26 protein-coding genes and 2 pseudogenes are annotated in these 24,349 nt (G+C 43.5%); 5 read left to right on the top strand and 23 right to left on the bottom strand.

Translation table 11 applies throughout. The features are described from left to right. Positions 1–73: 73 nt before the first annotated feature. The 9 genes and pseudogenes from ACAN54_RS07270 to ACAN54_RS07230 form a co-directional block, all read right to left on the bottom strand. Positions 74–817 carry a suppressor of fused domain protein gene (locus tag ACAN54_RS07270; RefSeq protein WP_379152453.1) on the bottom strand — a complete coding sequence of 248 codons (744 nt, stop codon included), beginning with the start codon at positions 815–817 and terminating at the stop codon, positions 74–76. Between the two features lie 1,387 nt (positions 818–2,204). Further along, positions 2,205–2,951 carry an SDR family NAD(P)-dependent oxidoreductase gene (locus ACAN54_RS07265; protein ID WP_379152449.1) on the bottom strand — a complete coding sequence of 249 codons (747 nt, stop codon included), beginning with the start codon at positions 2,949–2,951 and terminating at the stop codon, positions 2,205–2,207. Positions 2,952–3,232: 281 nt separating this feature from the next. Further along, positions 3,233–3,580 carry a winged helix-turn-helix transcriptional regulator gene (locus ACAN54_RS07260; RefSeq protein WP_379152446.1) on the bottom strand — a complete coding sequence of 116 codons (348 nt, stop codon included), beginning with the start codon at positions 3,578–3,580 and terminating at the stop codon, positions 3,233–3,235. Between the two features lie 778 nt (positions 3,581–4,358). Continuing rightward, a pseudogene (locus ACAN54_RS07255) lies at positions 4,359–4,578 on the bottom strand (tyrosine-type recombinase/integrase); the annotation flags it as partial. Between the two features lie 11 nt (positions 4,579–4,589). Continuing rightward, complete coding sequence (locus ACAN54_RS07250; RefSeq protein WP_379152443.1) at positions 4,590–5,210, bottom strand: NAD(P)-dependent oxidoreductase; 621 nt, start codon at positions 5,208–5,210, stop codon at positions 4,590–4,592. An 89-nt stretch (positions 5,211–5,299) separates the two neighbouring features. Continuing rightward, positions 5,300–5,440, bottom strand: a pseudogene (locus ACAN54_RS07245) (family 1 glycosylhydrolase); the annotation flags it as partial. A gap of 164 nt (positions 5,441–5,604) precedes the next feature. Continuing rightward, positions 5,605–5,793, bottom strand: a complete 189-nt coding sequence (locus ACAN54_RS07240) for a hypothetical protein (protein ID WP_379152440.1) — start codon at positions 5,791–5,793, stop codon at positions 5,605–5,607. A 208-nt stretch (positions 5,794–6,001) separates the two neighbouring features. Continuing rightward, positions 6,002–6,163: a four-helix bundle copper-binding protein gene (locus ACAN54_RS07235; protein ID WP_489685736.1), complete on the bottom strand. Its 162-nt coding sequence runs from the start codon at positions 6,161–6,163 to the stop codon at positions 6,002–6,004. 33 nt (positions 6,164–6,196) lie between these two features. Further along, the gene (locus ACAN54_RS07230; RefSeq protein WP_379152438.1) at positions 6,197–6,580 is read right to left on the bottom strand and encodes a DUF302 domain-containing protein; all 384 of its coding nucleotides are present in this window, start codon (positions 6,578–6,580) and stop codon (positions 6,197–6,199) included. A 243-nt stretch (positions 6,581–6,823) separates the two neighbouring features. Here ACAN54_RS07230 and ACAN54_RS07225 point away from each other — a divergent pair, with 243 nt between their 5' ends. Further along, positions 6,824–7,294 (top strand): ferritin family protein, encoded by a 471-nt coding sequence (locus ACAN54_RS07225; RefSeq protein ID WP_379154135.1) that lies wholly within the window; start codon positions 6,824–6,826, stop codon positions 7,292–7,294. A gap of 305 nt (positions 7,295–7,599) precedes the next feature. Here ACAN54_RS07225 and ACAN54_RS07220 read toward each other — a convergent pair whose 3' ends face one another. From ACAN54_RS07220 to ACAN54_RS07200, 5 genes are all read right to left on the bottom strand, one after another. Next, positions 7,600–9,624 (bottom strand): right-handed parallel beta-helix repeat-containing protein, encoded by a 2,025-nt coding sequence (locus ACAN54_RS07220; RefSeq protein WP_379152435.1) that lies wholly within the window; start codon positions 9,622–9,624, stop codon positions 7,600–7,602. A 77-nt stretch (positions 9,625–9,701) separates the two neighbouring features. Beyond that, positions 9,702–11,564: a beta-L-arabinofuranosidase domain-containing protein gene (locus ACAN54_RS07215; protein WP_379152432.1), complete on the bottom strand. Its 1,863-nt coding sequence runs from the start codon at positions 11,562–11,564 to the stop codon at positions 9,702–9,704. 206 nt (positions 11,565–11,770) lie between these two features. Then, the gene (locus tag ACAN54_RS07210) at positions 11,771–11,959 is read right to left on the bottom strand and encodes a hypothetical protein (protein WP_379152429.1); all 189 of its coding nucleotides are present in this window, start codon (positions 11,957–11,959) and stop codon (positions 11,771–11,773) included. 140 nt (positions 11,960–12,099) lie between these two features. Further along, on the bottom strand, positions 12,100–12,567 hold the full coding sequence (locus ACAN54_RS07205; RefSeq protein WP_379152425.1) for a DUF8821 family protein: 468 nt from the start codon (positions 12,565–12,567) through the stop codon (positions 12,100–12,102). A 28-nt stretch (positions 12,568–12,595) separates the two neighbouring features. Further along, the gene (locus ACAN54_RS07200) at positions 12,596–13,075 is read right to left on the bottom strand and encodes a GyrI-like domain-containing protein (protein ID WP_379152422.1); all 480 of its coding nucleotides are present in this window, start codon (positions 13,073–13,075) and stop codon (positions 12,596–12,598) included. A gap of 111 nt (positions 13,076–13,186) precedes the next feature. On the opposite strand from ACAN54_RS07200, the gene ACAN54_RS07195 reads away from it, so the two are divergent. Then, positions 13,187–14,152, top strand: coding sequence for a helix-turn-helix transcriptional regulator (locus tag ACAN54_RS07195; protein ID WP_379152419.1), 966 nt, complete (start codon positions 13,187–13,189; stop codon positions 14,150–14,152). Positions 14,153–14,163: 11 nt separating this feature from the next. Here the strand turns inward: ACAN54_RS07195 and ACAN54_RS07190 are convergent, their stop codons facing one another. After that, complete coding sequence (locus tag ACAN54_RS07190) at positions 14,164–15,585, bottom strand: MFS transporter (RefSeq protein WP_379152416.1); 1,422 nt, start codon at positions 15,583–15,585, stop codon at positions 14,164–14,166. After that, positions 15,572–16,051 (bottom strand): MarR family winged helix-turn-helix transcriptional regulator, encoded by a 480-nt coding sequence (locus ACAN54_RS07185; RefSeq protein WP_379152413.1) that lies wholly within the window; start codon positions 16,049–16,051, stop codon positions 15,572–15,574. The genes ACAN54_RS07190 and ACAN54_RS07185 overlap by 14 nt, the downstream gene beginning before the upstream one ends. Positions 16,052–16,227: 176 nt before the next feature. Between ACAN54_RS07185 and ACAN54_RS07180 the strand changes: the two genes are divergently transcribed. From ACAN54_RS07180 to ACAN54_RS07170, 3 genes are read left to right on the top strand one after another with little or no spacing between them, the layout of a single operon-like run. Further along, positions 16,228–17,013 carry a glucose-1-dehydrogenase gene (locus ACAN54_RS07180; protein ID WP_379152410.1) on the top strand — a complete coding sequence of 262 codons (786 nt, stop codon included), beginning with the start codon at positions 16,228–16,230 and terminating at the stop codon, positions 17,011–17,013. Positions 17,014–17,047: 34 nt separating this feature from the next. After that, positions 17,048–18,751 carry a glycoside hydrolase family 13 protein gene (locus tag ACAN54_RS07175; RefSeq protein ID WP_379152407.1) on the top strand — a complete coding sequence of 568 codons (1,704 nt, stop codon included), beginning with the start codon at positions 17,048–17,050 and terminating at the stop codon, positions 18,749–18,751. 13 nt (positions 18,752–18,764) lie between these two features. Then, positions 18,765–19,217: a DUF305 domain-containing protein gene (locus ACAN54_RS07170; RefSeq protein WP_379152404.1), complete on the top strand. Its 453-nt coding sequence runs from the start codon at positions 18,765–18,767 to the stop codon at positions 19,215–19,217. Between the two features lie 51 nt (positions 19,218–19,268). Here the strand turns inward: ACAN54_RS07170 and ACAN54_RS07165 are convergent, their stop codons facing one another. The 7 genes from ACAN54_RS07165 to ACAN54_RS07135 form a co-directional block, all read right to left on the bottom strand. After that, positions 19,269–20,837, bottom strand: a complete 1,569-nt coding sequence (locus ACAN54_RS07165; RefSeq protein WP_379152401.1) for a ClC family H(+)/Cl(-) exchange transporter — start codon at positions 20,835–20,837, stop codon at positions 19,269–19,271. Between the two features lie 443 nt (positions 20,838–21,280). Then, positions 21,281–21,856, bottom strand: a complete 576-nt coding sequence (locus tag ACAN54_RS07160; RefSeq protein WP_379152398.1) for a DUF421 domain-containing protein — start codon at positions 21,854–21,856, stop codon at positions 21,281–21,283. A gap of 90 nt (positions 21,857–21,946) precedes the next feature. Continuing rightward, the gene (locus ACAN54_RS07155) at positions 21,947–22,333 is read right to left on the bottom strand and encodes a rhodanese-like domain-containing protein (RefSeq protein WP_379152396.1); all 387 of its coding nucleotides are present in this window, start codon (positions 22,331–22,333) and stop codon (positions 21,947–21,949) included. Further along, the gene (locus ACAN54_RS07150) at positions 22,311–22,733 is read right to left on the bottom strand and encodes a rhodanese-like domain-containing protein (RefSeq protein WP_379152393.1); all 423 of its coding nucleotides are present in this window, start codon (positions 22,731–22,733) and stop codon (positions 22,311–22,313) included. Before ACAN54_RS07150 ends, ACAN54_RS07155 begins: the two co-directional genes overlap by 23 nt. Before the next feature lie 77 nt (positions 22,734–22,810). After that, positions 22,811–23,125, bottom strand: coding sequence for a rhodanese-like domain-containing protein (locus ACAN54_RS07145; protein WP_379152390.1), 315 nt, complete (start codon positions 23,123–23,125; stop codon positions 22,811–22,813). Positions 23,126–23,172: 47 nt separating this feature from the next. Next, a complete protein-coding gene (locus tag ACAN54_RS07140) occupies positions 23,173–23,442 on the bottom strand; it encodes a metal-sensitive transcriptional regulator (protein WP_379152386.1) in 270 nt (89 codons plus the stop codon). A 107-nt stretch (positions 23,443–23,549) separates the two neighbouring features. Further along, positions 23,550–24,335: a sulfite exporter TauE/SafE family protein gene (locus tag ACAN54_RS07135; protein ID WP_379152384.1), complete on the bottom strand. Its 786-nt coding sequence runs from the start codon at positions 24,333–24,335 to the stop codon at positions 23,550–23,552. Between the last annotated feature and the right edge of the window lie 14 nt (positions 24,336–24,349).

Below are 24,349 nucleotides of genomic sequence, written 5' to 3'. Positions count from 1 at the left end.
GCTGAGCCCAAAGTCATATCCTTTACTTAGGCTCAGCCTTTTAAAGCTGTTTCAAACCCGTTAATCCGGGCAGTTATTTACAAGCGTTGCGTCTATTCCGATTCAGAACGAGGAAATCATCTGGAAGCTCGGACAGCTTGGCAACCAGTTCATCCATTCCGGACTCCAGTTTGAACTCCATTTCCTCCTGGTATAGCGGAACCAGGAAATAAACCTGAACCTGATTGCCATCTTTCGTATGGACTGTGCTAACCTCTTCCGGCAGAGCAAACAGGATCACTCCGGACAGCTCAGTGTTAGGCGCATATGGCTCGTAATCCCCAGTGTTGGGGATAGTATGGCCGTATCCAAGCCACGACTGATACATATGCGGGAATCGGGCAAGCATCTTCATCAGCCGGATTGGCCAGTAGTTCTCCTCCGATTCAAAATCCTTCTGCGTAAGCGGCCAGTCCGCCGGCAAAAACATCATCAGCTCCGCGCGTTCAAGATGCTTGTACTCTTTACGAATTTCCTGTGGGAGTGTCATCGGCAGATCGCTCATTCCATTGGTGTACAGCACTCTGTATGGCTCATCATGTGTAGCTTCCATAATATTCACGTCAATATGTACGATGTCTGAAATCAGTTCATGGAACACGCCGGTTTCTCGGTTTGGAAAGACTCTATTAAAATGTTCGTTTAAATCTTCCATGTACAAAATTTTGGAGGGAGGTGTAACCTGCCGCTCATCCGGAGCGTCATAGCCATAAATTGTGGTACCGTCTTCCGATTTGCCCATTTCATTGCCGCCAAACAGTTTTTTGAAAAAGTTCATGTCTTTGAGCTCCTCTGTGTGGGTTTTAAATTAAAGTGCGAAATGAAGTATGCTACGATTATATTCCTGATTCTAGATTATAGATTGTTTGAAACCTCACTTGGAAGTATAACAAAGGCATAGCCCAGGAGCGATGGGTCTATCGATTCGAATTACATTGGATATCCATGCAAAATGGGATATCTTGACTTGATCAGGAGCCGTAAATCATCTCGATTACTAGAGAATGGTGGTCTTTAGGTCCACAACTGCAGGGGTAGTAATGCCAAAAGGGAGAAAAGCCCATATTATCTTGCCGAACAGCAGATCTTGGACTTGGCGAGCATGAATTTCAGTGGAGAATGGGGGATTGGCCAAAAAAACCGTCGTTTTCCATGACTTGAGAATCATAACTTATGAACTCTGTTTCAAGCGCTTCCACCGATTTTGCGAATCGCTGCTTAATTCAATTCGCCGCTGTACCTGCTTCATAAACAAGTTGTGATATCGCAATAAAGATTCAAAGCTGGAACTGCAAAATTGCAGCCGATAGAGGGTGTCTTCTTGATGAATATATGTTACGGTACCGCTCTCATGATCGGTCGCATATATAGTATATAGATCAGCGAACTGTGTTATTTTAATGATAAATACGCTAGGTAGGTAGCATCAAGAAGTTTGTGTAAGAGAGCAAAAAGTAGCTTCTCAGGTGTTTGTTAATAGATATTGATGTTTTTTTGGGGAGGGGAAGCCCCTCCCTGTTAACTGGTGTAAAACAATTTTAAAGACTGAACGTTTTTATAGTTCTGATACTGGAAGTAGTGGTGTGCCGCGAGATGAAGGACGATATGGATATGAGCTGCTTACAATATGTTCTAGTAGCAAGGAAAAAGGGTAAATAAGGTTATATTGGAAATTAAAGAACGATAGTCATATTGATTTAGTCTATTATTTATTATGACTGTCTAAAATATGCCGACGATATTTTACAGCATGGCAAGAAACATACGGATTGGGATAAGATCCTCATAAGCACAAAAACTAAATATAGAATTGCTTTTAAATATACTCGGAGTTGTGGGATACAGTTCAAAGGAAAATGTGAGCAATCAGGCAAAACAGCTTTCAAAATATTTAGCTGAACAGCTAGAGAAGTATAGACAATTAATCATGAATCAGAAAAGGAAACTAATTTATATACCACTTATTCACAAAACCCGTATTTTGTACATATGTATATATGTTGTGATTTAGTCTCTTGCGTGTGTTGAGTCATCAGAAGCTGGACAAGACCATCGTCCCTTGTGGGACAAGAACTTGATCCCATTACCGATAAATCCCCTATTTTGGTCACAAAAAAACAACTTCAAATAAAAAGGCCGCTGATTAAGCGGCCTTTAACGAATGCTTAGATTTGTGCCAATCCACCATCTACGAATAGTTCGATGCCGTTGACATAGCTGCTTTCCTCCGAGGCAAGGAACATCACTGCACTGGCGATCTCCTCAGCTTTACCAAGGCGGCTCATTGGAACGGTATCCTTAGCGGATTCAAGGACTTGATCCAACGCCTCTCCAAACAAATCGTCGTAAGCCGGCGTATGGATCATTCCTGGGCTCAGTACATTAATTCGTATTCCGGTCCCCTTTAAGTCCGTAATCCAGTTTCTCGCCATCTGGCGGAGCGCCGCTTTGGTTCCTCCGTACACGCTAAACCCTGCATCGCCGATCGTAGATGCCGTTGAACCCGTAAGAATGATGGAACCAGTCTGGTCCGGAAACAGCGGCAGAGCCTTCTGGATGGTGAACAGAGTACCCTTTACGTTTACATCGAATGTAATCTGGTATTGCTCTTCTGTAATATGGCCCAAGGGCAGGAAGCTGCCAAGTCCGGCATTAGCGAAAAGAATGTCCAGATGCCCTTTCTCCTGTCTCACCGTTTCAAATAGTTTGTCTAGATCGTTTAGATTTGATATGTCACCTTGAACGCCAGTGACCCGTTCCCCAATCAATTTCACCGCTGTGTCCAGCTCGTTTTGTCTGCGTCCAGTTATGAAAACATGCGCGCCTTCCTCCACGAAACGCTGTGCCGTTGCAAGTCCGATACCGCTTGTCCCTCCCGTGACGACCACGACCTTACCATTGAATTTCCCCATAATTTCTGTCCTCTCCCTCTTGAGGCCGTATGGCCTATATTAGTACCGCTATAGTAACCAAACTATAACAACGCAGCGATTTTACTTGTGTAAGATGTAATTCCACCTTACAAGTGACATTATGTATCAAACATATCTAAAAAAGAAGTACGTACTTTTTTGTTATATAGTAACTAAAATGAAACAATTGTAAGGATGTTGGGCTAAATCTCTTCTATAGCCGTTTATATAAACGAAAACCCCAAGCATGATATCCCTGGGGTTTTCGTTTTATACTATTTTTAATCCGTGTGCAAAATTTCGAACTCATCCTGTGCGAATGTTTCCTCTGCATATTTTCCACCCCAGTTGCAAAGAGCTTTCAAAATAGATTCAAGAGATTGACCAAGTTCAGTAGTTGAATATTCGACTTTCGGGGGGACTTGATTATACACTTTTCTATGTATCAGTCCACTCGTTTCCAGGTCTCGAAGCGTTTGAATAAGCATTTTTTGAGTAATACCTGGTATCTGTCTCTTTAACTCGCTCGTGCGCTTTGGACCTTTAATCAAATAATACAAAACAAGCCCCTTCCACTTCCCTCCGATAATGTCCAACGTAACCTCAAGGTCACAATAATATGTTTTCATATTAGTAATAACAGCCCCCGGTTCTATTTATTACTTTATAGATACTATATAATTAAAAAGCATGTACACTATTAATTACCACTCCAATTCATGATAGCATTTGTTGATGCTTAAGAACAATTCTAAAACAGTTATATATTCAGATCATACAGTAGCCTGAAGGATAACCTCGACAGCTTCCTTACGACGCGCCCTCATAGCCTTTGCTCCAAAACACGCAAGGTGCTGGGTCATTCAGGCAGGTTCTCAGCAACAATTTGGGCAATCGTTTTATCAGACGCATTGTATTTTGACAAAAGATGAAATGGAGGTAAAGGCATTAGTGCCCTTACCTCCTTACTATTTTGCCCCTTCTATTTACATTTACTGCTTCTTGGATAGGTCTCTTAATAACCTCTATTTTACCATAGCTGGTTTACCTGATTAAATTGCCTCTTCCAGTGAGTGGTTAAATGGCAAGGAGAGAACGGCCGACTGTAAATGCCTTTCCCTGGGAGGAGACGAAACATCTCCAAATCAAGCGCAGGCTCACTGGGAAACCAGAAGAATAAAGAAGTTACGCTGCCTGACGTATAGGAACCGGTCCACATCCCTGGTTTAGCCTCAATCATATTCTGCTTCAGGAGTTCCTACGGAGTCAAAGAATTGTTTTCGATTAGAGATACCAGAAAAACGCGGTTAAAACCGGCTAAAGGCAATTGCAAAGAGTCTGCAAGCGATAAGACTGCAGGAAGTTGGACCGGTTGGCGACAGTTGCACCATTGAGGACAGGTAACTTTATGTCAATATTCTCAATATGATAACGTGTGGCAAATGAATGCCTCAAAGAATGAACCGTCAAAGCCGGCTTTCCAAAGACTTTTGCATATTTCTCAACAAGTTTTTCTATAGAACGTTGTGTTAAACGTCTATTTTTACCTTTGCGTCCTACAGGTGCTGCAATAAACAAAATCTTTCATTTTTTCTTAGGTATATCTTCTTTCCCTTATCTGCAGGTAATTCTCAATAATTAGTAAGAAATTCCTACCCGAGACTTGATATAAGAGTCATCTTTAACTTGATTGTACGTGAATTCTGCTGTATCCCTTACGGATATTTCAGTGCCACCTTCAGGTAGAAAATCACGCTCTACACGGTATACACCTACGTGTACTCCATCTGGTAAATATGTGGGACACACTATCGTCCATTCCAGTATTGAATCTTGAAGCATCAAATATACTCGATGATGTTCTCCTGCAGCATGGGTGGATTTACGCCTGGATTCACTGGATTGATATCTTAGAACACTCGGAGATTGTCTACTTTGCAGAATACCAGCTGTTCCTAAAGTAATGATTCGTTTTATTCCTTCTTCACGCATTGCATCAATGATCAACGGCATACTTGCGGATAGCGTATTGGTCCCATCTGTGTTCAGTGCACTAATAACGACATCAGCTCCATGGATAGCACGCATAATATCCTCTCGATTCAATACATTACCTTGAATGATTGTTAAATTTTTATTATGAGTCTGGCATTTTTCCGGATTACGAACCAGTACAGTTACATGGTGTTGATCCTTAAGCGCATTGGCCACGATATGACTGCCAACACGTCCGGTTGCACCTAATACTAAAATTTGCATAAATAACTAATCCACCTCCAAGTACTGCAATGTTCCATCTAATATCTTTTTTTCAGTTGGGCGGTTGTTGCGCTAACAAGATCAATTCAATTCCAAGTCGTATACCCCATCAGTTCAACGCCATCTTGAATTGCCTCAGCGATTTGAATCAAATGATGCTTGAGATAATCGATTCGGTAATCATCTTCCACTGTTTTTTCACCGTTGTTATCCGTAAACAATTGATCCACTCATTGAAACATAATTTGCTTTCCCTTGATAGCAGAGAAGGAACATCCGTATTTTTGCGTCAACTTGTTAAAGACGATACTTTTGTCTGGAGCTGCCATTTCAAAACCTCTATGTGTCGTATTTCCCCACATCATAACATATGAGTACTTTCAAACGTCATTCATTATACAGTTAAGTCATCAAGCTCTTTTTTCAGACGTTCATTTAGAACCATTAATTCAAAGTAATCGGAATGGAGATTCCAGTCGGATTCTGCCATCTTAGAACAGGAATTCTTTTTTTCGTTTTTCCCAAGCACCATAGACCCCAAACTCAACGGAACCACCAACATACGTACCCAAGACCAAGCCATATTTCTTCCTCCTTTTTAGTAAGATTTCTACCATTTGTCTTTATTATAAAAGGAAGTTATGTAGTTAAAATGTTGAAACTGTACGTTTTTGATGAAGCTACAAAAAATTCAGGAATCACAGTTACCTGCTCATACAAACAAGCTGACAACCGTTTCAGAGCGGTATGTCAGCTTGTTTATTGATTCCTTTTAGGTTTAGAATCCAGATTTACGAAGCCATTTTACGGCATTCATCTGCACATTTGCGGCAATACTCAGCACATGCCTGGCAGAGTGCGTCTTGGAACTTTGCACATTCTGTAGCACAATCGTCGCATATCTTTGCAAAGACTTGGAAAAAATCTTTTACATACATACTTCCTCTAGCCATCTATTACATTACTTAGGACTCTAATCCCTTAAGTTATCGACTCTTGTCGATACAAGCAACAAGCCGGTTCTCAATATCTGAAGCAATAGCCATCAATTTATCGGTTGGAATCATACTAATGAGCGACGTAGGTTTTGGCATCCCGATCTTAGTTTTCCCATTCTCTTCATAGACGGCAATCTTGCATGGGAGAAAATAACCGACCAGTATGTTTTCGGATAATACCCGTTTCGCTTCATTCGGATTACATACTTCAAGAATATGGTATGCCATATCTAATTCAACTCCTTTTTCATGAAGCTTGCTCTTCATATCAAGCTCCCAAAGGACGCCAAATTTATCCTCTTTCAAATGTTCAGTAAGTTCCGCTATCGCCTCTTCAGGGGTCTTTGAGGTTTCAACCGTATAATGGAACATGACTATTCAACCTCCATATTTTCGTGATAAATGTTTCTTTTCCTCATATCCTTACCCTAGATACCTTCGGCTAAACAAAATAAAGGATATCAACATGTCAGTTTTCCATTACAGGTACAGATACCCACTCACTACTTCCGCTACAGCGCATCAGGAGAATTTAATGGATCTAGGCTCAAATGACGATGGCACAGCATAAGGTAAGGTATATGTAAATTTATGGAGGAGATGTTAGTGTATCAAATGGGTTATGCAGACGGATTGAGGGCTATGGGCGGACAAATGGGGCAAATGGGTATGCAAGGAGGAATGGCATTTACCGATACATTTCTTATCCCTGATATCTCTAAAGCAATTGTTGGTGAGGTTCATGCCTATCGATATTATCAAAGGTTAGCTGAATTAGCACCGAATGAACAGTACCGGCAGACAATTTTACGTATCCAGAGGGATGAATTCAAGCATTATCATTGGTTTACCATGATTCTAAACCACCTGGGGGGACAACAACCGCAAATACCTGCCGGTAAGATGCCTGTGACATTCCAAGAAGGCGTCAGAACCGCAATTCACGATGAATTAGAAACGGCAGCGTTCTATCAAGAAATTGCCTATAGAGCAACTAATCACCCGATTAATATGCATTTTATGCACGCCATGCATGACGAACAGCGTCATGCCTCATTATTTCAATTGATGCTAAGTAGCTTATAAGCTAAGACTCGTCCTTGCCATCTAGTGCACCATAGACGGCAGGGTTTTTCAAGTAAAACGCTATTCTGTTTGGCTTACTCAAAATAGAAACAAGCTGATAACCGGTACATAACGGGATGTCAGCTCATTTCTAATAATATTCAACTTAATGGAATTAATTCGGCTGTCTGTACTGCAACTTTGCTTCTTTGCTCGAAATAACTCGATCAATCTCGTCATATCCAAAGGTACCATCTTCACATTAGAAGTATGCTGAGTGATATTTTCGTTATACTCAGCCTGAATGACCTCTCATGCACTGCTGTTTACAGAACAATCTCCACCGGACTGTTGTCAAATATTTCAAAGGGTCCGGGTGTTACATTTTTTTCTGGGCGTAGCTTATGAAAGAAGTCGTGGTCGAAACGGTAAGAAGATCCATCCGGCTCCTCATAGTACATCTCAGCGTGATGGCTTCTGCCGAGAAGATCAGTTGTAACTACCGTAGGGGCTGCAGCACGTAGTATTTCTGGGCTATGGACATGCACTTGTATCCTGCATTTAGCCGGATCGATTTCGATCTCGATCCCACCCTGGACATAAACCTTAGCATTTGTCTCATGGCTACTCGGCACCGCGCTTTTCAAATACAGATTACCCTGTATCGTAACGGGGAGTGCGATCTGATCGGGCTGAAATGGCTTACCGGATTCCTTTAAGGCCGCAATTTCTTCCTTTGAATATTCCCACCACCGCTTTTCACGAATACTCGGGTAATCGTTGTAGCCGCCCAGTCCTGCAGGATGAAGATAACAGCGGGAGTTATCTGGTACACCGTCCATCACCGCTGCACCGCCGTAATCCATATCTTCCCTTGGTGTGAGCGGAAGATGCTCGAAAAAGGTCATAGGCAGCGGCTCTTTGTTCGGATCATCATCACCTATAAATATGTTATTGTAATACCGGTCGTCGCCGCCCGTGATGTTGCTGTACCCTGCAACCGCTGTCTCATGAGGCATATGGTAGGGGGTATAGCGGGTAAGCTCGGAGCGCACCACGAATCTGCCAGTAAACAGATTGTGCACAAACGCACCGCCTTGGGCCATATTGCGGAAGTTCATAGGAGACAGGAACAGGTTATGATCCACCATATAAGGGCCGTGGCAGACCTCCACAAAGAGATCCTCGGACAGATTGTCATAAAAGATATTCCGGCTGATGCGGGTGCCTTGCGCCTGCCAATCCAGCCAAAGCGCCCGGTAGGAGCTATAGATGACATTTCCGCTAATCTGGGTATCCAGTGCGGCATGGAGTTTGATTCCCCCCACTTCTGCGCCGTGGAAGATGCGCTTGTGATGAATATTATAAATGCGGTTCTGGTTGATCCGGCTAAAAACAGCACCTAAATGTCCAACAATTCCAGCCTGTTCACAATCATGAATTATGTTGTTGCGGACAATATGGCTTCCGATATGATCCTTATGCCAATTCTTGCGCAATGCACCGAAAATAACCTCCTGCTCCCGTTGCGTTCCGCCTTTACTACGAATGTCCGAGTATTCGTTCTGACTGGTAGTTCTCTCTTTGCCTAAGCTGATACCTGTACATTTGGACTCGCTGACCCGATTATTCTCAATAATCCAGCCTTTACTCCAATGGGGACCTATAAGTCCTTCTTGCAAAGCCGTTGGCGGGGCCCACTGGGGGGATGCCTGCCGTAGAGTAAAGCCCCTGACGGTAATATAGTTGAGGCCGGTCTTCTCAGGCCAGAAGCAATAAGGGCGCACATTGATTTCCACATTCTCTTGGCGGGGGTCTTTGCCTCCGAAGTTCGCCCATATGGTGGTGGTCGTTGAACTTACTTCCGCGTACCATTGCATCAAAGAGTCCTCCGCATATTTGGCCTGTGGCCAAACCTGGGGATTGTGCAATTTGGTAACGCTATCACATTCATATAGGGATTTTCCGTCCAGATAAACATCCCCCAGATGCGGCTCGAATGCACCCTCAAACAACCAATCACCTTGCAATTTAGTCTGATAGGGGTTGCGGATGACAAACAGACTGTTTGGCACTTCCGCCCTCCAGACACCGTTCCCTTCGGCTTTCCAGTCAGCTACAGGCTCAGCACCCGTGATAACCACTTCTCCATCGCCGGCAGACTGGTATACAATCCTCTGTTCCTTTGTTCCTCCATTGGCCGGGTTGACCCATTCCCTATAGACACCGGCATGCACGGTAATGATATCTCCCGGCTCCGCTATAGCCGCAGCGCGTGAAACAGTACGGAAAGGTTGTGCCTCCGTACCCGGCACCTGATCGCTTCCTTGAATTGCAACATGATATTCCACTAGATAACCACCCTTTACTTTTTTGTCCGCAATAATCATTTTTAGTTAACCACGTTATCTACCTCGCCGATAGGTGCCTAAGCTTTTTTTATCGGGAAGTAAACTTGATAGGGTTCATAACCGATATCGCGAATTCTTCTCAGCTGAATTCCCGGATCCTGATGTACTGTCTTGAAGAAATAGCGCCAGCTGCCCCACTCCCGTTCATTTTCCAGTATCAATTCAGACGCAACATCATCTTTTTGTGTAAAGAGAATCCTTTCATTCTCACAAATACCAGCCAGTACTTCAGGACCAAAGCGAAATGCTCCTGTCTGTTCGTCGTCCGGCAGAGGAATGAACCTGATGCCGATAGGCAATATCATACTGATCCGATCACCGGATCTCCAATTCCGTGATATGCTATAGAATGTATGGTGATCTGCAGATTTCCCATGTAACTCATCGTTCACATAGATGACGGCTTCCGACATGATCCAGTCTGGAATACGGAAATGGATTGCGAACTCATTCGAAGAGGTGGTATGGACTTCGAAATCATACTTTTTATAATTAGGCAGATTCTCGTGAAGAGCTGTGATCTCATTCAATTCCTGCTGTCCTGCAGTGTTCGAAGAGTTCAGCATGCTTCCACTCATATGATCTTGAGATTGATAAATTCGGACATTCTCTTCGTTGATCTCAGTTGTCAGCTCAGAGTGAAAATACTGGCATACAAAGAGATCATTCTGATCCTGATAATAAATACCTCTGTTTAATGCTGCATTAGCTTGTACCATTGTTCCGTGGCAGCAGAAGAAGCTATCAGTCTCCGAACTCCAATCCTTCCTGAGGCCAGCCTTCATCGGCAGGAAATAAGTTAATAGCCCTGATTCGGGATTACCGTGCTTATTGCCGGTCAGAGAATACTCCTGATAATAAGCTTGAGCCATAATACCGTTGTACAGATTATATTCGATATACTGCGCATAGGCCGGATCTGATGTATGCCGGAAGAGAAACTCTGCCAGACGAATCATATTATATACCGTACAGTGCTCCTGATTCTTATCACCGAGGCGTGCCTTAATCTTCATTTTGGGCATCCACACTTCACCCGCAGTATTCCCGCCAGTTGCCAGCGTTCCTCTCTCTGTAACCGCACATTTCCAGTAGGCAGTGACAATGTCCAGCCACCTCTGTTCACCTGTTACTTCGTAAGCTCTAGCACAACCGAGTACTTCAGGAATGGTTGTGTTGGCATGCATGTTGGTCAGAGGGTCTTTGTTTTCAAGTAACGGGTGAAAAAGTCTGCTGCGGTAATAACGTTCCAGCAAGGTAGTGTATTTATCATTCCCGGTAATATGGAGCAGGTCCGCCCAAGCTTCAAGCATACCGCCTGTCTCCATGTCCAGAATGTCATCGAATTTCTCTCTTGTGAAGGTGCTACTCCATGTGACGAACCAGTCTGCAAATCGATCTGCCACATCGAGTGCCTTTTGACTTCCGGTGAATTGGTTCATATCAACAAGTCCCATAAATAACTTATGGATATTATACTGTGGAGCCCAGATCCCTTTTCCTTTTGCGATCCAATGTAAATATTTCTCTGGGATAGGCCCAGCCCATTGTCCGCCATTATCTTTCTGGCATTCGGCAAGCTCGTCTAATATGATATCCGCTTTAAGTTTGAGTTCCAAATCTCCAGTCTCATGAAACCGCATAGCTGCGGCAGACAGCCAATGTCCAAGAAAATGCCCCCGGATCTGACAGACAGGCGTCTCCCATCCCCCATGTGCATCATGTGGAATATCTCTGCCATGGTATCTGCCTGCTTCTACTTTATAGTTAAACAGGAGATTATCATTCGTCAATTTCATTAAATACCGCCGGTTTGCTTCTTCTCTGCGTTTCAAATCACCATCGTGAAGAACGACATGTTTGCCCTTCAGTTCGATCATCGCCTGCAGCCCCTCAATTGAGTTGGATTTATCTATCTTTGATAATACAATGAAATTATAAAGCAGCGTGTCCTTCAATCCAATGATTAATACTAATATATAATTGATCCATACTGATTTATCACAGTCATAGGGGTTAATGCTGAATAATACGCAAAAAGCCGATCCAGAAAAGGATCGGCATATTTTTTATCACTTTCTTAAGATCAATCGCGTCGGTTCTCCACAGATTTCATACGGTTTTGATCATCAGGCACTCGGTCATTACTGAATTCTTGACCTGCTTCTAATTCAACATGACCGGAAGCGGCCTTGGCAAAATTGGTAAACTGTCTTTTTTGCTCATCCATCTCGTGTTTTTTCTTAAGAAGCTCTTCCGGGTCCTGAGTTGTCATCTTGTTAACCTCCTTGGAATTCAAAGTGCACACTCCAGAAGTTTTCCATTATAGGCCGATGCTTATGCAAGAAATTCACAAACCAAACGATGATTATACCCACAGCCACCGGTTCTACTTGTCCAGGCCGTCAGATCGGATTATTCGTATTCTCCTTTAATGACAAAAAACGAACCCCGGATGGTACCCGCAAGTTTAGACTTCTGTCTGGCAAACTTAAACTTCCCTTCTAACTCCTGTGGAATCTCCATCCCCTCAGAGAGTTTAAAACCTACAGCCCGTTTCTTAGGGTCATCTACTGTATACATGACATTGATCGCCAGACCATCTTCATAAAAGACGTAGGCAAACCGGATATTCTCCACTTGAAAGCGCGACGTTTCTAGAGGTTTGGCTGCAAAAACAAGATCACGTTCTTCTTTTAATACCCGGTTCACATAATCAAGAGTATCCTGGCTTTCACTGGCAGGCAGAACCTCAAATTCATGTTTATATTTGTTCATGAAGTAACGGGCTTCATTCGCACGTAGACCAGCTAGCGCTTCTGCTACAGGTGAAGACTCCAAGCCTGACGTAGACACATTTGTAAAATCAACGATATGTGACATTTCCAAACCTCCTCTTATGCTCCGATTATTATTTCCTTACCACAGGAATCCACAGTTCACCAACAATGAGGCCATTTCGCTGCCCCATCTCTACTGTTGTATTAGGTCCGCCTACATACGCAAAGTTTTTTGCTTCCGGCAGAACTTGTCCAAAGGCAACACCGGCAAGCTTGTTATTCAATTCATCTGCCGTCGTTCCTTCCCCTTTGACAACCAGATAATCTCCCTTAGGAAATTGGATCACTCTGGCTTCTTCTGGTGCCGCTGCATCGGTCATAACGCCAGCATAATGCATCATCTTACTATTCACCGCTTCGTTTACGGCAAATACGTAGTCGTTAGTGGCCATCGCTTTTAAAGTGTCAAGCCTTCCATCTTGACTGACGGCCAGCCAAAAGTCTGCTTTCTCCTTGTTAATGCCAGCATAATCTGTGTAATCACTTTTGAGTTCAGTTCCTAAACCTATAACAGTAAAGCTTTCTTTTTCTTCAAGGGTATACGTCTCCATTGTCTTAACCATCCTTTTTATGTGGATTTATCAAATGATTTGTCTTCTTCACTTGATAATTATATGATAGCCTTAAATCATGTCAAAAAATGATACTGTTTAGGAGCTCCCATGAAAAAAGTTGAACGGATTAATATCATCATGCGGTATATCAACAATCGCGCCCACTTTACCATTACTGAACTGATGCAGGAGTTTAACATCTCACGTTCGACAGCTATTAGAGATATCAGAGAAATAGAAGCCATGGGAATGCCGCTGGTCGCTGAAGTTGGAAGGGACGGGGGGTATTCTGTCATGCGCAACTCCGTTCTTCCCGTTGTCCGGTTTACTGATAATGAAGTCAAAGCTCTTTTTATTGCCTTCATGGCAACAAGAAATGGGCAGCTCCCCTACCTTAAGAGTCGTCAGTCCTTAACGGAAAAATTACTGGGTCTCATCTCAGAAAACCAGCAGGAAGACCTTTTTCTTTTGAATCAGACCTTGCTCTTTGAAGGAACCAACCCAAACAATCCTGATCTGCTTGACCTGTCCGACCTTCCCCATCCGATGCTGGAAAAACTGATCCAACTTCTTCTTGTAGATAGCTATTTATTGATTTCCATCGAAGAAGAGAAGGTAATCCAGTCTTATCCCATATATCTCATGCACCTATATCGTGAAAAGAACCTTTGGCTGATTGAAGGCTTTGACTTAAATGAAGAAAAGAAGCGGATTTTTCCGGTAGACCAGCTTACCCATGTCATACCCTATCCGGTGAAAAATAGAACAAGCAAGAAAAAAATTATTGAAAAGCTAAGTAAGCAGGAAGAAGCAATCAACCTTGTCCTTGATCTTGGTCCAAAAGCGATTGCCCAGTTCAAAAAATACCATCCTTTAAAAATATCATTATCCTACACCAACCCTTACCAAACCACAGGCACGATAAAGACTTTTGTTCATGTGAACAAGCCTGGAGAGTTGGCTGAAATAACGAATTGGCTACTTTTTCTGGGTGCTGATGTTAAGGTTAGGGAAATGCCCAATGAACTTTTAGAAGATTTAAAAAAGAGGTTAAGCTTATATAACCCATCATAGGATCAGCTTTGCTAAATATAGTACTCTATAAACTCCTCGCTGTACTTATGCCCTGATTTCTTCTGGAAAAGAGCTATAAAAAGTGCTGCAGCACTTAGTAACCCAATAAGCACAAAAGAAATTCTATATGCTGCAATAGCGGATGATCTCCCAGTAGCCGGCAGTAATCTAAGCGACATTTGATATAGCATGCCACTAAGAGTAACCCCCATACCCATGCCAATCGTCCTGCTCATATTCAACGTTGCACCTGCCACCCCTAGCCGCTCTTTGGGAACACTCCCCATAATATGACTGTTATTGGGAGGCGTGAAGATCCCCATCCCTATGCCAACTAATAATAGACCAGAAAGAAGAAGCGGAATATCATTCTCATTCTGAATACAAGCCAGTAAAATACATCCTCCAAAAACTGCACTCATCCCCATAATTGCCGGAAAGCGAATACCAAACCGATCAGATAAATAACCGGAAACAGGAGTGAAAACAGTCATACCGACCGGTACAAATGATAAATAAAATCCAGTCATGGTAATAGACGTGTGAAATTCGCTTTCAATTAAAAAAGGACTGAGAAGCAACACTCCATACATCGCCGTAAAAGAAAGAAAGCTTGCCGCATTACCAGTCAAAAAGATACTGTTCTTAAACAAATTCAAATCAAGTAAAGGAGAATTGGAGCGGCGCTCTTCTCTGATAAACGAAGTTAATGCAAGTAAACCTGCGAACAAACATAATGTAATAATCGGTGAGGTCCATCCCGTATTCTCTCCCTTATTCAAAACATACACGATCAAGACTAGGGCAGGAATGAGAAATAAGCTCCCCCAATAATCAAAGGGATCTCGGTTCTTGCCCAGTATATCTTTCGGAAGTAAAAATACAGCCATGATTGTTCCTATGATACCTATTGGAATATTAATAAAGAATAACCAGCGCCAGTCCCCTATCGAAAGAAAGGCTCCACCGATTACCGGACCCAGGCTAAGTCCAATCCCCTGTGCACTCGCCTGAATACCAATAGCCTTCCCACGATGCTTCTGTGGGGTGGAAGCAGTAATAATGGAGACACTGTTAGCTTGTAACATAGCTGCTCCAATTGCTTGTAACACTCTGGATAGTAGCAGCATTATCAAACTAGACGATAAACCGCACAATAAAGAACTGAATAGAAATACCCCAAAGCCAGCGGCATACATCCAGCGGCGGCCATACATATCCGCCAATCTTCCAAATGGGATAACCAGCGATGCAAGCGTTAGTAAGTAAACCAGACTAATCCATTCGGCATCAGACATGCTAATATCAAATTGCCGTACAAGTGTTGGTAATGCCAGATTGATTATGCTTGCATCAAGGGCTGCCATAAAGGCACCTATACATACCGTGAAGACAACCAGCCAATGATACCCTTTTCGATTAGTTAAATGCATGTGTAATATTTCCCCTTTGAAGGCTGTAGTGCTCAATTTCAGTTAGTATCTGTTCCTGCAAAACGTCCAACGTCTCCTTTAACTGAAGAATCTGCTCATCAGATAATCCGCTGCATACCTCCCAGTTCACACGATCTGGAATCGGCTGAACTTGACGAATAAGCTCTTTTCCCTCTTCAGTAAGAAAAATCCGATAAGAACGGCGGTCTTCCGAATTCACCTCTTTGGTAACCGTCCCCCTCTCCACCAGACTTTCGATCATCCGGGTAACCGTCGTTTTATCTTTATCCGCCATGTAGGTTAGGTCCTTTTGGGTCAGGCCATCCTGCTCTTGAAGATGTTTCAGCACATTCCACTGCTCTGGCGTGATGTTGTATGGTTTTAGACGAAGCGCCATAAGATATTGATAGTTTCGATTCAACCGGTAAAAAATAACCGCTAATTTTTCTGAGGGATGTTTTGACATCGCCGACAGCTCCTCACTAATAAAATGGATGCCCAGCCTTATGTATAAGCAGGCATATATCTTGTTTCCTTTTAATTATAATGTTTAAAAATTAGTTGGCAAGCTTACTATTTATTATACAGGTGTTACCCTTATCAACAAATCAACAAAATCCGAAGCTCGGCAAGGAGGCTAACATGTACAAGGAATTGAAAGGCCGTACTGTCGTCATTACCGGAGCATCCACCGGTCTGGGACGGGAGATGGCCCAAAGGTTTGGGCGGGAGAAAGCCAATGTTGTCATTAACTACTACAGTAATGAGGAACATGTGGACCCAATCATTCAGGAAATTACAGAACACGGTGGCCGTGCCGTCAGTCTGAAAGGCGATGTTTCCAAGGAAGCGGATATACAAGAGCTCATTCGTCTGGCTCACGAGTCCTTCGGGGCGGTTGATGTGATGATCAATAATGCAGGAATAGAAAACGAAGTTCCTTCGGAGGACATGACGCTGGACAATTGGAGAAGAGTGCTTGATGTGAACCTGACGGGTGCTTTTTTGGGCTGCAGGGAATCCATCCGGTACATGCTGGATCATGACATTAAAGGACGAATCATCAATATCTCCAGTGTTCATGAGCAAATTCCATGGCCCCATTTTGTTCACTATGCGACCAGCAAAGGCGGGATTAAGCTAATGACGGAAACGCTGGCCTTGGAGTTCGCGCCTAGAGGAATCAGAATCAATAATATTGCACCAGGAGCGATTGAAACGCCGATTAATGCGGTCAAATTTGCAGATCCGGCATCCAGGGCGGCGGTTGAAAAGCTGGTACCGCTCGGTTATATCGGCAAGCCGGAAGAGATAGCGGCCGTAGCGGCATGGCTGGCGTCCGATGAATCCAGCTATGTTACAGGGATTACTCTTGTTGCAGACGGAGGTATGACACAATACCCTTCTTTTCAGGGAGGCAATGGATAATGATCGACATGCTGGTTCATTAAGGAGAGATAACATGACCGATACAGGATTGACGGGGAAATGGTGGAAAGAATGTGTTGTCTACGAAATCTATCCGGCAAGTTTTATGGATTCGAACGGAGACGGCAAAGGTGACCTTCGGGGCATCATCTCCAAGCTGGATTACCTGAAAGAACTCGGTGTGGATGTCTTATGGCTCTGCCCTATCTACGAATCCCCGGGAGCAGATAACGGATATGATATCAGCGATTTTTATGCAATCAACCCGGATTTCGGGACGATGGCCGATTTTGACGAACTGCTTAGAGAATCACATGCGAGAGGGCTTAAAATCATGATGGATATGGTCCTCAACCATACATCCGATCAGCATCCCTGGTTCAAAGAATCACGAAGCTCCAAGGATAATCCGAAACGGGATTACTATTTTTGGCGGGAAGGCAAAAACGGCCTGTTCCCTAACAACTGGGAATCGTATTTCAGCGGTTCAGTGTGGGAGTATGACCAGACGACAGAAGAATACTATATGCATCTCTATTCCAAGCATCAGCCTGACTTGAATTGGCGGAATTCCGAAATGGTAGAGTCGCTCTACCAGATGATCCGGTGGTGGCTTGAGAAAGGTGTAGACGGATTCCGGTTTGACGCCATCGCCCATATTGTCAAAACCAGAGGATTACCCGACGCGGAGAATCCCCAGCATTTAACAGTGGTACAAGCTTATCAGCTCTTCTCTAACCTTGAGAAAGTCCATGTAATGCTCAAGAGACTTAACGAGGAAGTGCTTATGGATTATAACATTATGACCGTCGGAGAAACATCTGGACTCGGTCCCGAACAAGCGTTGGAATACGTCGGGGATGGACGGCACGAGTTAAATATGGTGTTTCAATTCGAACACATGTCCTTGGATGCAGCAGCGCCGGGTACCGGCAAATGGCAGTCACGTTCTTGGACAGTACCTGAATTAAAAAAGATCATGAGCCGCTGGCAGACCACACTTCACGGAAAAGGCTGGAACGCTAATTATTTAGGCAACCATGACCAGCCCAGACCGGTCTCGCGGTTCGGTAATGATGCGAAATACCGCATAGAATCTGCTAAAATGCTTGCTACTTTCATGCTTACGCTGGAAGGAACACCCTACATTTTTCAAGGTGAGGAAATCGGCATGACCAATGCTCACTTTCCTTCCATCGGGGATTATAGGGATGTCGAGACACTCAACTATTACGAGCAGGCCAAAATGAAGGGTCTCTCCGACAACGAGATTATGAAAGCCATCTGGAATAAGAGCCGGGACAATGCCAGAACGCCCTTACAGTGGGACGAATCCGAAAATGCGGGATTTACCACTGGGGTGCCTTGGATCAGGTTGAACACCAATTATCCAGACATTAACGTGGACCGTGATAGAAAGAACAAGGATTCTATCTTCCACTATTACAAAAAAATGATCGAGTTGCGTAAAAAGAGCAAGGTGCTGCTCTACGGCGAATATCAGCTTCTTCAGCCGATAGATCCGGACATCTATGCTTACACGCGAACTCTGGATGAGGAACAAATGCTCATTCTCCTGAATTTCTCCGACGAGCAAGCTGAGTTTACTTGGCCCTATGAACTAGGCAAGACCGATGCAGAGCTTCTTATCTCCAACTATGAAACTAAGAATGTTCGTCTGGAGCCTTCATTTATGCTTGAACCTTACGAAGCAAGAGTTTATAAGATAACCCCATAAAGGAGCGATATCCATGAAAATGTATGTGCGATTCGGAATGATGATTATAATATCCACACTTCTCATGTACTGGCTAATGTATTTGAATGTATTTCAAATCGATCATATATATTTTAGCCAAACCCGGCTATATATGGCATTGATCATGGGCTCCGCCATGGCCATAGTCATGCTTCTCTTTATGTGGAAAATGTATACGAAGCGGATCGTGAATGCCCTAATTCTTACCATAAATATCGTTGTCTTTGGACTTTCGCTGTGGCTCGTTCGAAGCCAGACTACAGTAGGTGACGTGGCGTGGATGAAAGCCATGATTCCTCACCATTCCATTGCCATTCTGACAAGTGAACGAGCGAATATCTCCGACCCCCGGGTAAGGAAAATCGCGGATGGGATTATTGAGTCCCAGAAGAGAGAAATCGCCGAGATGAAAGAGCTGATTAATCAACTGGAAAAAGATCAATAAAGCAAAAAAAGAGCAGCCTTTTTATGGCTGCTCTTTCCTACATTACTAAAGCTAAGCAAATGAACTGATATGTGCGACTTTTCTTACCGCCTCCAAAACTAGCGTTGACTGGCTGTCATTTGTCAAAATTATAAGCGAGTCTCCCGCACGTATAACCACACTCCCGGTAGGTATAATTTCTTCAGCTCCCCTTTTAACGGATACGATCAGACAATGTGCAGGCCATTGGAATTCTCCAATGCCTATTCCATCTAATAGAGATCCTTGATGGACCGGAATCTCGAGAATGACTTTACTCGAATCCGTCTTGTCAAAAGCGCTTTTCCCGTGCAGAAATCTTTCAAGTAGTACTTCATAGACTGGCAAGGAATGAAAAAACTCAGCAGTCATGTAAGCTGCCAGGCATACGATGCCTATAGGCAGCAGGTTCGTAAAGGAACCTGTCATCTCAGTAATCAGGATGATGCCAGTAATGGGAGCCTTCAGGCTTGCAGTCAGAAATCCGGCCATGGCGGCTATAAGAAAATAAGCTTCATCAAGATGAACTCCTCCCAGTAAACCATTTGCAAATTTACAGTAAAGGGTGCCAATCAATCCTCCAATGACAAGCATCGGCAGAAATATCCCTCCGGGTGCGGAAGATCCGTAACTGAGCATGGTAAATAGGAATTTCACAGCAAGAAGAAGCAGTAAAAAGGTTAAAGAATAAGGATCTGACACTAAATCATTGACTAAGTCATTGCCTCCGCCCAAGACCGATGGGAGTGTCAATCCCAGGATTCCCGCTAGAACGAACGGAATGACCGGACGGGCCTGTGAAGGAATCCAGGTTATCTTTTGATACAGATCCTGAAAAAAATATAAGCCTTTATTAAAGAAAATACCAGATACACCGACCAGCAATCCCAACAGGACCAGATGATAGTAATCGGCCAGCGGCAGCGTTCCGATCCCGGAAAAGTTAAATACGGGGGTTAGTCCAAAGAACTCCTTTGAAATAAAATCGGCGACCAGTGACGAGGTTAAAGCAGAGATCATAATGAGTGGAGAAAAATTCATGTGTACTTCTTCCAAGGCGAAAATAACGCCCGCGATTGGCGCATTGAAGGCGGCCGAAAGCCCCGCACTTGCACCGCATGTGATTAGGATGTGTGTCTCCGTCTTCGATTTATGGAATATCCGGCTGAAGCCTTCAGCAACCAGAGCGCCGATTTGAATCGAAGGACCTTCTCTTCCCAGGGATAATCCGGCTCCAATACTTACTGCTCCCCCGAAAAACTTAGAGGTTACCGCTTTCCACCAGTTGAGTTGCAGTCGGTTCTGCAACACGGCTTTCACCTGAGGGATGCCGCTTCCCGAAATACCAGGCTGTTTCTTTACAAGCATACCAGTACACCATCCGGACAGAATCAGAATCGCCAGCCATCCGGGTACAACCCATAAGTGATTTCTCTGATACTGATAAAAGACCAAAGACTGCTTGAGCGCTTCCTCCAATACATAACGAAACATTACAACCACCGTACCTGATAGTATGCCTACTGCTATGCCGCCTGCGAGAAGCCGAAACTTGAAATCAAACCAAGTATCCAGCAGTCTGCGGATCGAATGTTGATTCACTGCAAGAACCTTCTTTTCATTTTTTTTGACACAAGTTTTATATTAACAGTAAGAGCAGGTGAATTCCATAATTTTTGCTGCTGCATAACCTGCTGGCTTTATAGACCCAGCTTTCGGCCAGGACGCCGTCAGAGCCGGCAAGTCATGTTCTTCGCCTGCTCCGAAAAGAACCGCCCCTCAACTAATTTATGAGGGGCGGTTCTTTTTCTTGATATAAAGTCTGAAATATCAGCGCATATTCACTTCAGAAATTTGTAAGCTTCAGCAACACCAGAGGCAAAAACTAATGGATCTCCAATGTAAGAATAATGGGCATAAAGAATCGGTGGACTTTGAATATCAAGCACCAATATCATCTCCTATGCTTTTTTCCAGTGTATGTATAGAAAAAGCAAAGGTGCGAAATTGGCTGTTTTGTTAGAAGTTGAGAAGTAAAGACATGACTACTGCAGGGTGGGGTCAATCCCACTCTCATGGCGGTTTTGACTCACTTCTTTGAAAAGAGTCCCCTCTTCTATTTTGTCGCCTGACTTCAAGCCCAGCATACGTTCCAGTTCCCCGATAGTTACTGGTCTGGCATGCCTCATCAGTTCGTATCCTAATTGGCCGTTTGGTTCAAGTGTGGCGGTTTTGACATCTTTAAAGCTCGAAATCCCTTTCTCTCTGAGCCTGATTTCAAGTTGATCAACTGTCATTCGGACAGAATGTAGAGTATTAATATTGATTTGTCCATTTTCAATCACGATCTTTGATTTTCCGCTAAGCACCTTTTCGAGCCAGTTTATTTTCAATTGTAAATATTCAATAATTAATAAGGACACAATAAACACTGCAGCTGAACCAACAGCCTTCCATAATTCATGATTGGCGATAGGTTGAACTATCGTAGTACCGATTGAGATTATAATTACAGTCGTAGCTACACTCATTTGTGCTATTGATTTTCTCCCGGCAATTCTTAAAAGTATTATCCCGACGACAACCAGAAAAGCAGATTTCCATATCCAGGCGATATCCAACCTATTTCCCCACCTTAATAACCATTTTCAGATAGTATTGTGTATGATGTCATTTTCTATTCATACTATTTTAAATGGATGAATCCCTTATTAGCGCTTCAATTTACCACTCCAGGCGCTCAAGCCTCCTTGCAGATGAACAAGTCCTGTATAACCGTTTTTCAGCAGAATTCTTGCCGCATTCTTGCTTCGCATTCCACTTCGACAATATAGAAAAACAGCTTGATCCTTAGGTACTTCCCTTAAGCGGCCAGATAGCTGGGATAAAGGGATGTTCTTAGCGCCGTTAATATAACCGGTCTTATACTCTCCCGGCTCCCGTACATCTATGAGCATCCTTTTCTCGCTGCCCTCCATCACATGTTGAAATTCTTCAGCGTTCAGCGCCTTTAATCCTTTTGCGGGTCTTATACGGGAATAAACAAACCAGAGCAACAATACAATTACTGCAATGTTAATGATTGAACCTGTGTCCACAATGTCTTCCTCCTTCTTGGGTTATTTTACGAAAACATATTTTTGCAGGCCACTCATCACCTTCGATTACAAACAGACAACGGAAACCATGCTTACGGAGTATTCTTGCTGCTTTATTGCTTTGGTACCAATTGTTGGACAAAATCAGTACGCTATCGTCAGGAACCAGATCGTGTTGCCATACGTAAGGAAGGCGTCCTAAAGATATATTTATCGAGCCGGAAATATGTTCTTCCAAATAATCTGAAGCATCCCTGACATCGAGCATTTTCAAATTTAACCTTTCCTTTTCTTGGACCCAATTATTAGGATCAATATAGGAAAGGGAACGAACGGGCCATATCTGGTACAAGAACCTTAAAGCGATGGCTCCAGTCAAAAAGCACAATAATATGATCATCTTGCTCTGTCCTTTCCTAAGGGCTGCAGCAGCTGATAATTATTGCTCCAGCTACTGCAAATCCACTTGTAAGTTAGTCAACGCACCCATTCATCCGTCCAGTTATTAAGTCCACCTGTCATGTTAATAACATTAAAACCTCTTTCAGTCAGCAGTTCACATGCCAAGCCGCTACGGTTTCCGCTTCGACACATAACAATGGTTTCTTGGGCAGGATCGAGTTCATGTAGCCGTTCCAAAAGCACGCCAAGTGGAATATGTTTGGCACCGGCGATGTGTCCCTCAGCCCATTCTACAGGTTCGCGAACATCCAGCATGATCATTGAATCCCCTTTTTTGAGCTGTGCGGCTACCTTCTGTGGTGAAATTTCTTTTGTAATTTTAAATGCCATGCTAATCTCTCCTTTATTCTATTTAGTATTAATTCATTAACTCTCAGTTAGTGGCTTTTCACAAGAAGCGCGATGGCTTCCTTGACCATTTTCTCGGTATTTGGGTTGCCCTCAGCTTGTTCAGCTACAATACATTGATGCAGGTTCTCCGCGACAATCTGGGCAATAGCTTTATCAGATGCATTGCGCACAGCAGATAATTGAGCCACAACCTCTTTGCATGCCTTTCCTTCTTCCATCATTCGAAGGACACCCCGAATTTGACCTTCGATTCTGCGTAAGCGTGTTTTCATTTCATCCGGATAATGATATTCCATCTATGATCATCACCTTTCATCAAATATACATAGTATACATATACCCCTATAGGTATTATAGCACAAAAATTTTTTTAAACAACTCGCTTGAAGGATTTCGAGAATGATTATAGAATGGTTGACCAGATCTTTACTGCCGTGAGGGCAATTAAGACGACTAATCCATACCGTAACACATTAACATTCATTTTGGAGCTAATCCTGGATCCAAGAGGTGCTCCGAGTAGACTCCCGATAACCGTATAGATTGTAGGCTCCAGAGGAATACCCCCAGCCGAGATTTTACCGATTAACCCGCCTATTGCTGATATAAAGACAATAGCAAGCGAGGAGGCAATGGTTGTACGAGTGGGTATTTTGAGAACAGTAAGCATAATAGGTATTAGAATAAATGCGCCCCCTGCTCCTACGATTCCTGAGACGATACCTACCAAAAAAGCCGCGCCCATAGCAATGAATTTATTGAATGTTAGATGCTCCGACTGTTCTTCGCTTCCTTTTCTCGGGATAAGCATGAGGATAACCGCTAGTACTGCAAGGATTCCGTAAATCAAATTGATAACTTCTCCATTAAGAAGCCCCGAGATGTATCCTCCAGCCAGGCTGCCCACGAGAATGCTGCTCCCCATATATACAACTAGACCCTTGTGAACAACAGCCCCATTATTTTTTTTACGCCGAAAAGCAATGACTCCTGCAAGCGAAGCGAAAAATACCTGGAACATGCTAATCGACGACACTTCATGGGCGGAGAATTGTGCTACCCCAAGCAGAGAGGGTACATATAAAAGCAGCGGATAATTAATAATCGCTCCACCAATCCCAAGCAAACCGGAAAAGAAAGAACCGACCAGACCAAGCAATGCCATTACGATAAAAAGCAGTATATCCATCGGCTTTCCCCTTC

Source organism: Paenibacillus diazotrophicus, assembly GCF_042610465.1.
The sequence above is the reverse complement of the archived record's forward strand: the minus strand, read 5'-3'. Positions and strand labels throughout refer to the sequence as shown.

Coding starts and splice junctions, on each gene's coding strand:
- ACAN54_RS07270 (WP_379152453.1), bottom strand. CDS start 817: ATGAACTTTTTCAAAAAACTGTTTGGCGGCAATGAAATGGGCAAATCG.
- ACAN54_RS07265 (WP_379152449.1), bottom strand. CDS start 2,951: ATGGGGAAATTCAATGGTAAGGTCGTGGTCGTCACGGGAGGGACAAGC.
- ACAN54_RS07260 (WP_379152446.1), bottom strand. CDS start 3,580: ATGAAAACATATTATTGTGACCTTGAGGTTACGTTGGACATTATCGGA.
- ACAN54_RS07250 (WP_379152443.1), bottom strand. CDS start 5,210: ATGCAAATTTTAGTATTAGGTGCAACCGGACGTGTTGGCAGTCATATC.
- ACAN54_RS07240 (WP_379152440.1), bottom strand. CDS start 5,793: ATGGCTTGGTCTTGGGTACGTATGTTGGTGGTTCCGTTGAGTTTGGGG.
- ACAN54_RS07235 (WP_489685736.1), bottom strand. CDS start 6,163: ATGGCTAGAGGAAGTATGTATGTAAAAGATTTTTTCCAAGTCTTTGCA.
- ACAN54_RS07230 (WP_379152438.1), bottom strand. CDS start 6,580: ATGTTCCATTATACGGTTGAAACCTCAAAGACCCCTGAAGAGGCGATA.
- ACAN54_RS07225 (WP_379154135.1), top strand. CDS start 6,824: ATGGGTTATGCAGACGGATTGAGGGCTATGGGCGGACAAATGGGGCAA.
- ACAN54_RS07215 (WP_379152432.1), bottom strand. CDS start 11,564: ATGATCGAACTGAAGGGCAAACATGTCGTTCTTCACGATGGTGATTTG.
- ACAN54_RS07210 (WP_379152429.1), bottom strand. CDS start 11,959: ATGACAACTCAGGACCCGGAAGAGCTTCTTAAGAAAAAACACGAGATG.
- ACAN54_RS07205 (WP_379152425.1), bottom strand. CDS start 12,567: ATGTCACATATCGTTGATTTTACAAATGTGTCTACGTCAGGCTTGGAG.
- ACAN54_RS07200 (WP_379152422.1), bottom strand. CDS start 13,075: ATGGAGACGTATACCCTTGAAGAAAAAGAAAGCTTTACTGTTATAGGT.
- ACAN54_RS07195 (WP_379152419.1), top strand. CDS start 13,187: ATGAAAAAAGTTGAACGGATTAATATCATCATGCGGTATATCAACAAT.
- ACAN54_RS07190 (WP_379152416.1), bottom strand. CDS start 15,585: ATGCATTTAACTAATCGAAAAGGGTATCATTGGCTGGTTGTCTTCACG.
- ACAN54_RS07185 (WP_379152413.1), bottom strand. CDS start 16,051: ATGTCAAAACATCCCTCAGAAAAATTAGCGGTTATTTTTTACCGGTTG.
- ACAN54_RS07180 (WP_379152410.1), top strand. CDS start 16,228: ATGTACAAGGAATTGAAAGGCCGTACTGTCGTCATTACCGGAGCATCC.
- ACAN54_RS07175 (WP_379152407.1), top strand. CDS start 17,048: ATGACCGATACAGGATTGACGGGGAAATGGTGGAAAGAATGTGTTGTC.
- ACAN54_RS07170 (WP_379152404.1), top strand. CDS start 18,765: ATGAAAATGTATGTGCGATTCGGAATGATGATTATAATATCCACACTT.
- ACAN54_RS07150 (WP_379152393.1), bottom strand. CDS start 22,733: ATGATCATATTATTGTGCTTTTTGACTGGAGCCATCGCTTTAAGGTTC.
- ACAN54_RS07145 (WP_379152390.1), bottom strand. CDS start 23,125: ATGGCATTTAAAATTACAAAAGAAATTTCACCACAGAAGGTAGCCGCA.
- ACAN54_RS07140 (WP_379152386.1), bottom strand. CDS start 23,442: ATGGAATATCATTATCCGGATGAAATGAAAACACGCTTACGCAGAATC.
- ACAN54_RS07135 (WP_379152384.1), bottom strand. CDS start 24,335: ATGGATATACTGCTTTTTATCGTAATGGCATTGCTTGGTCTGGTCGGT.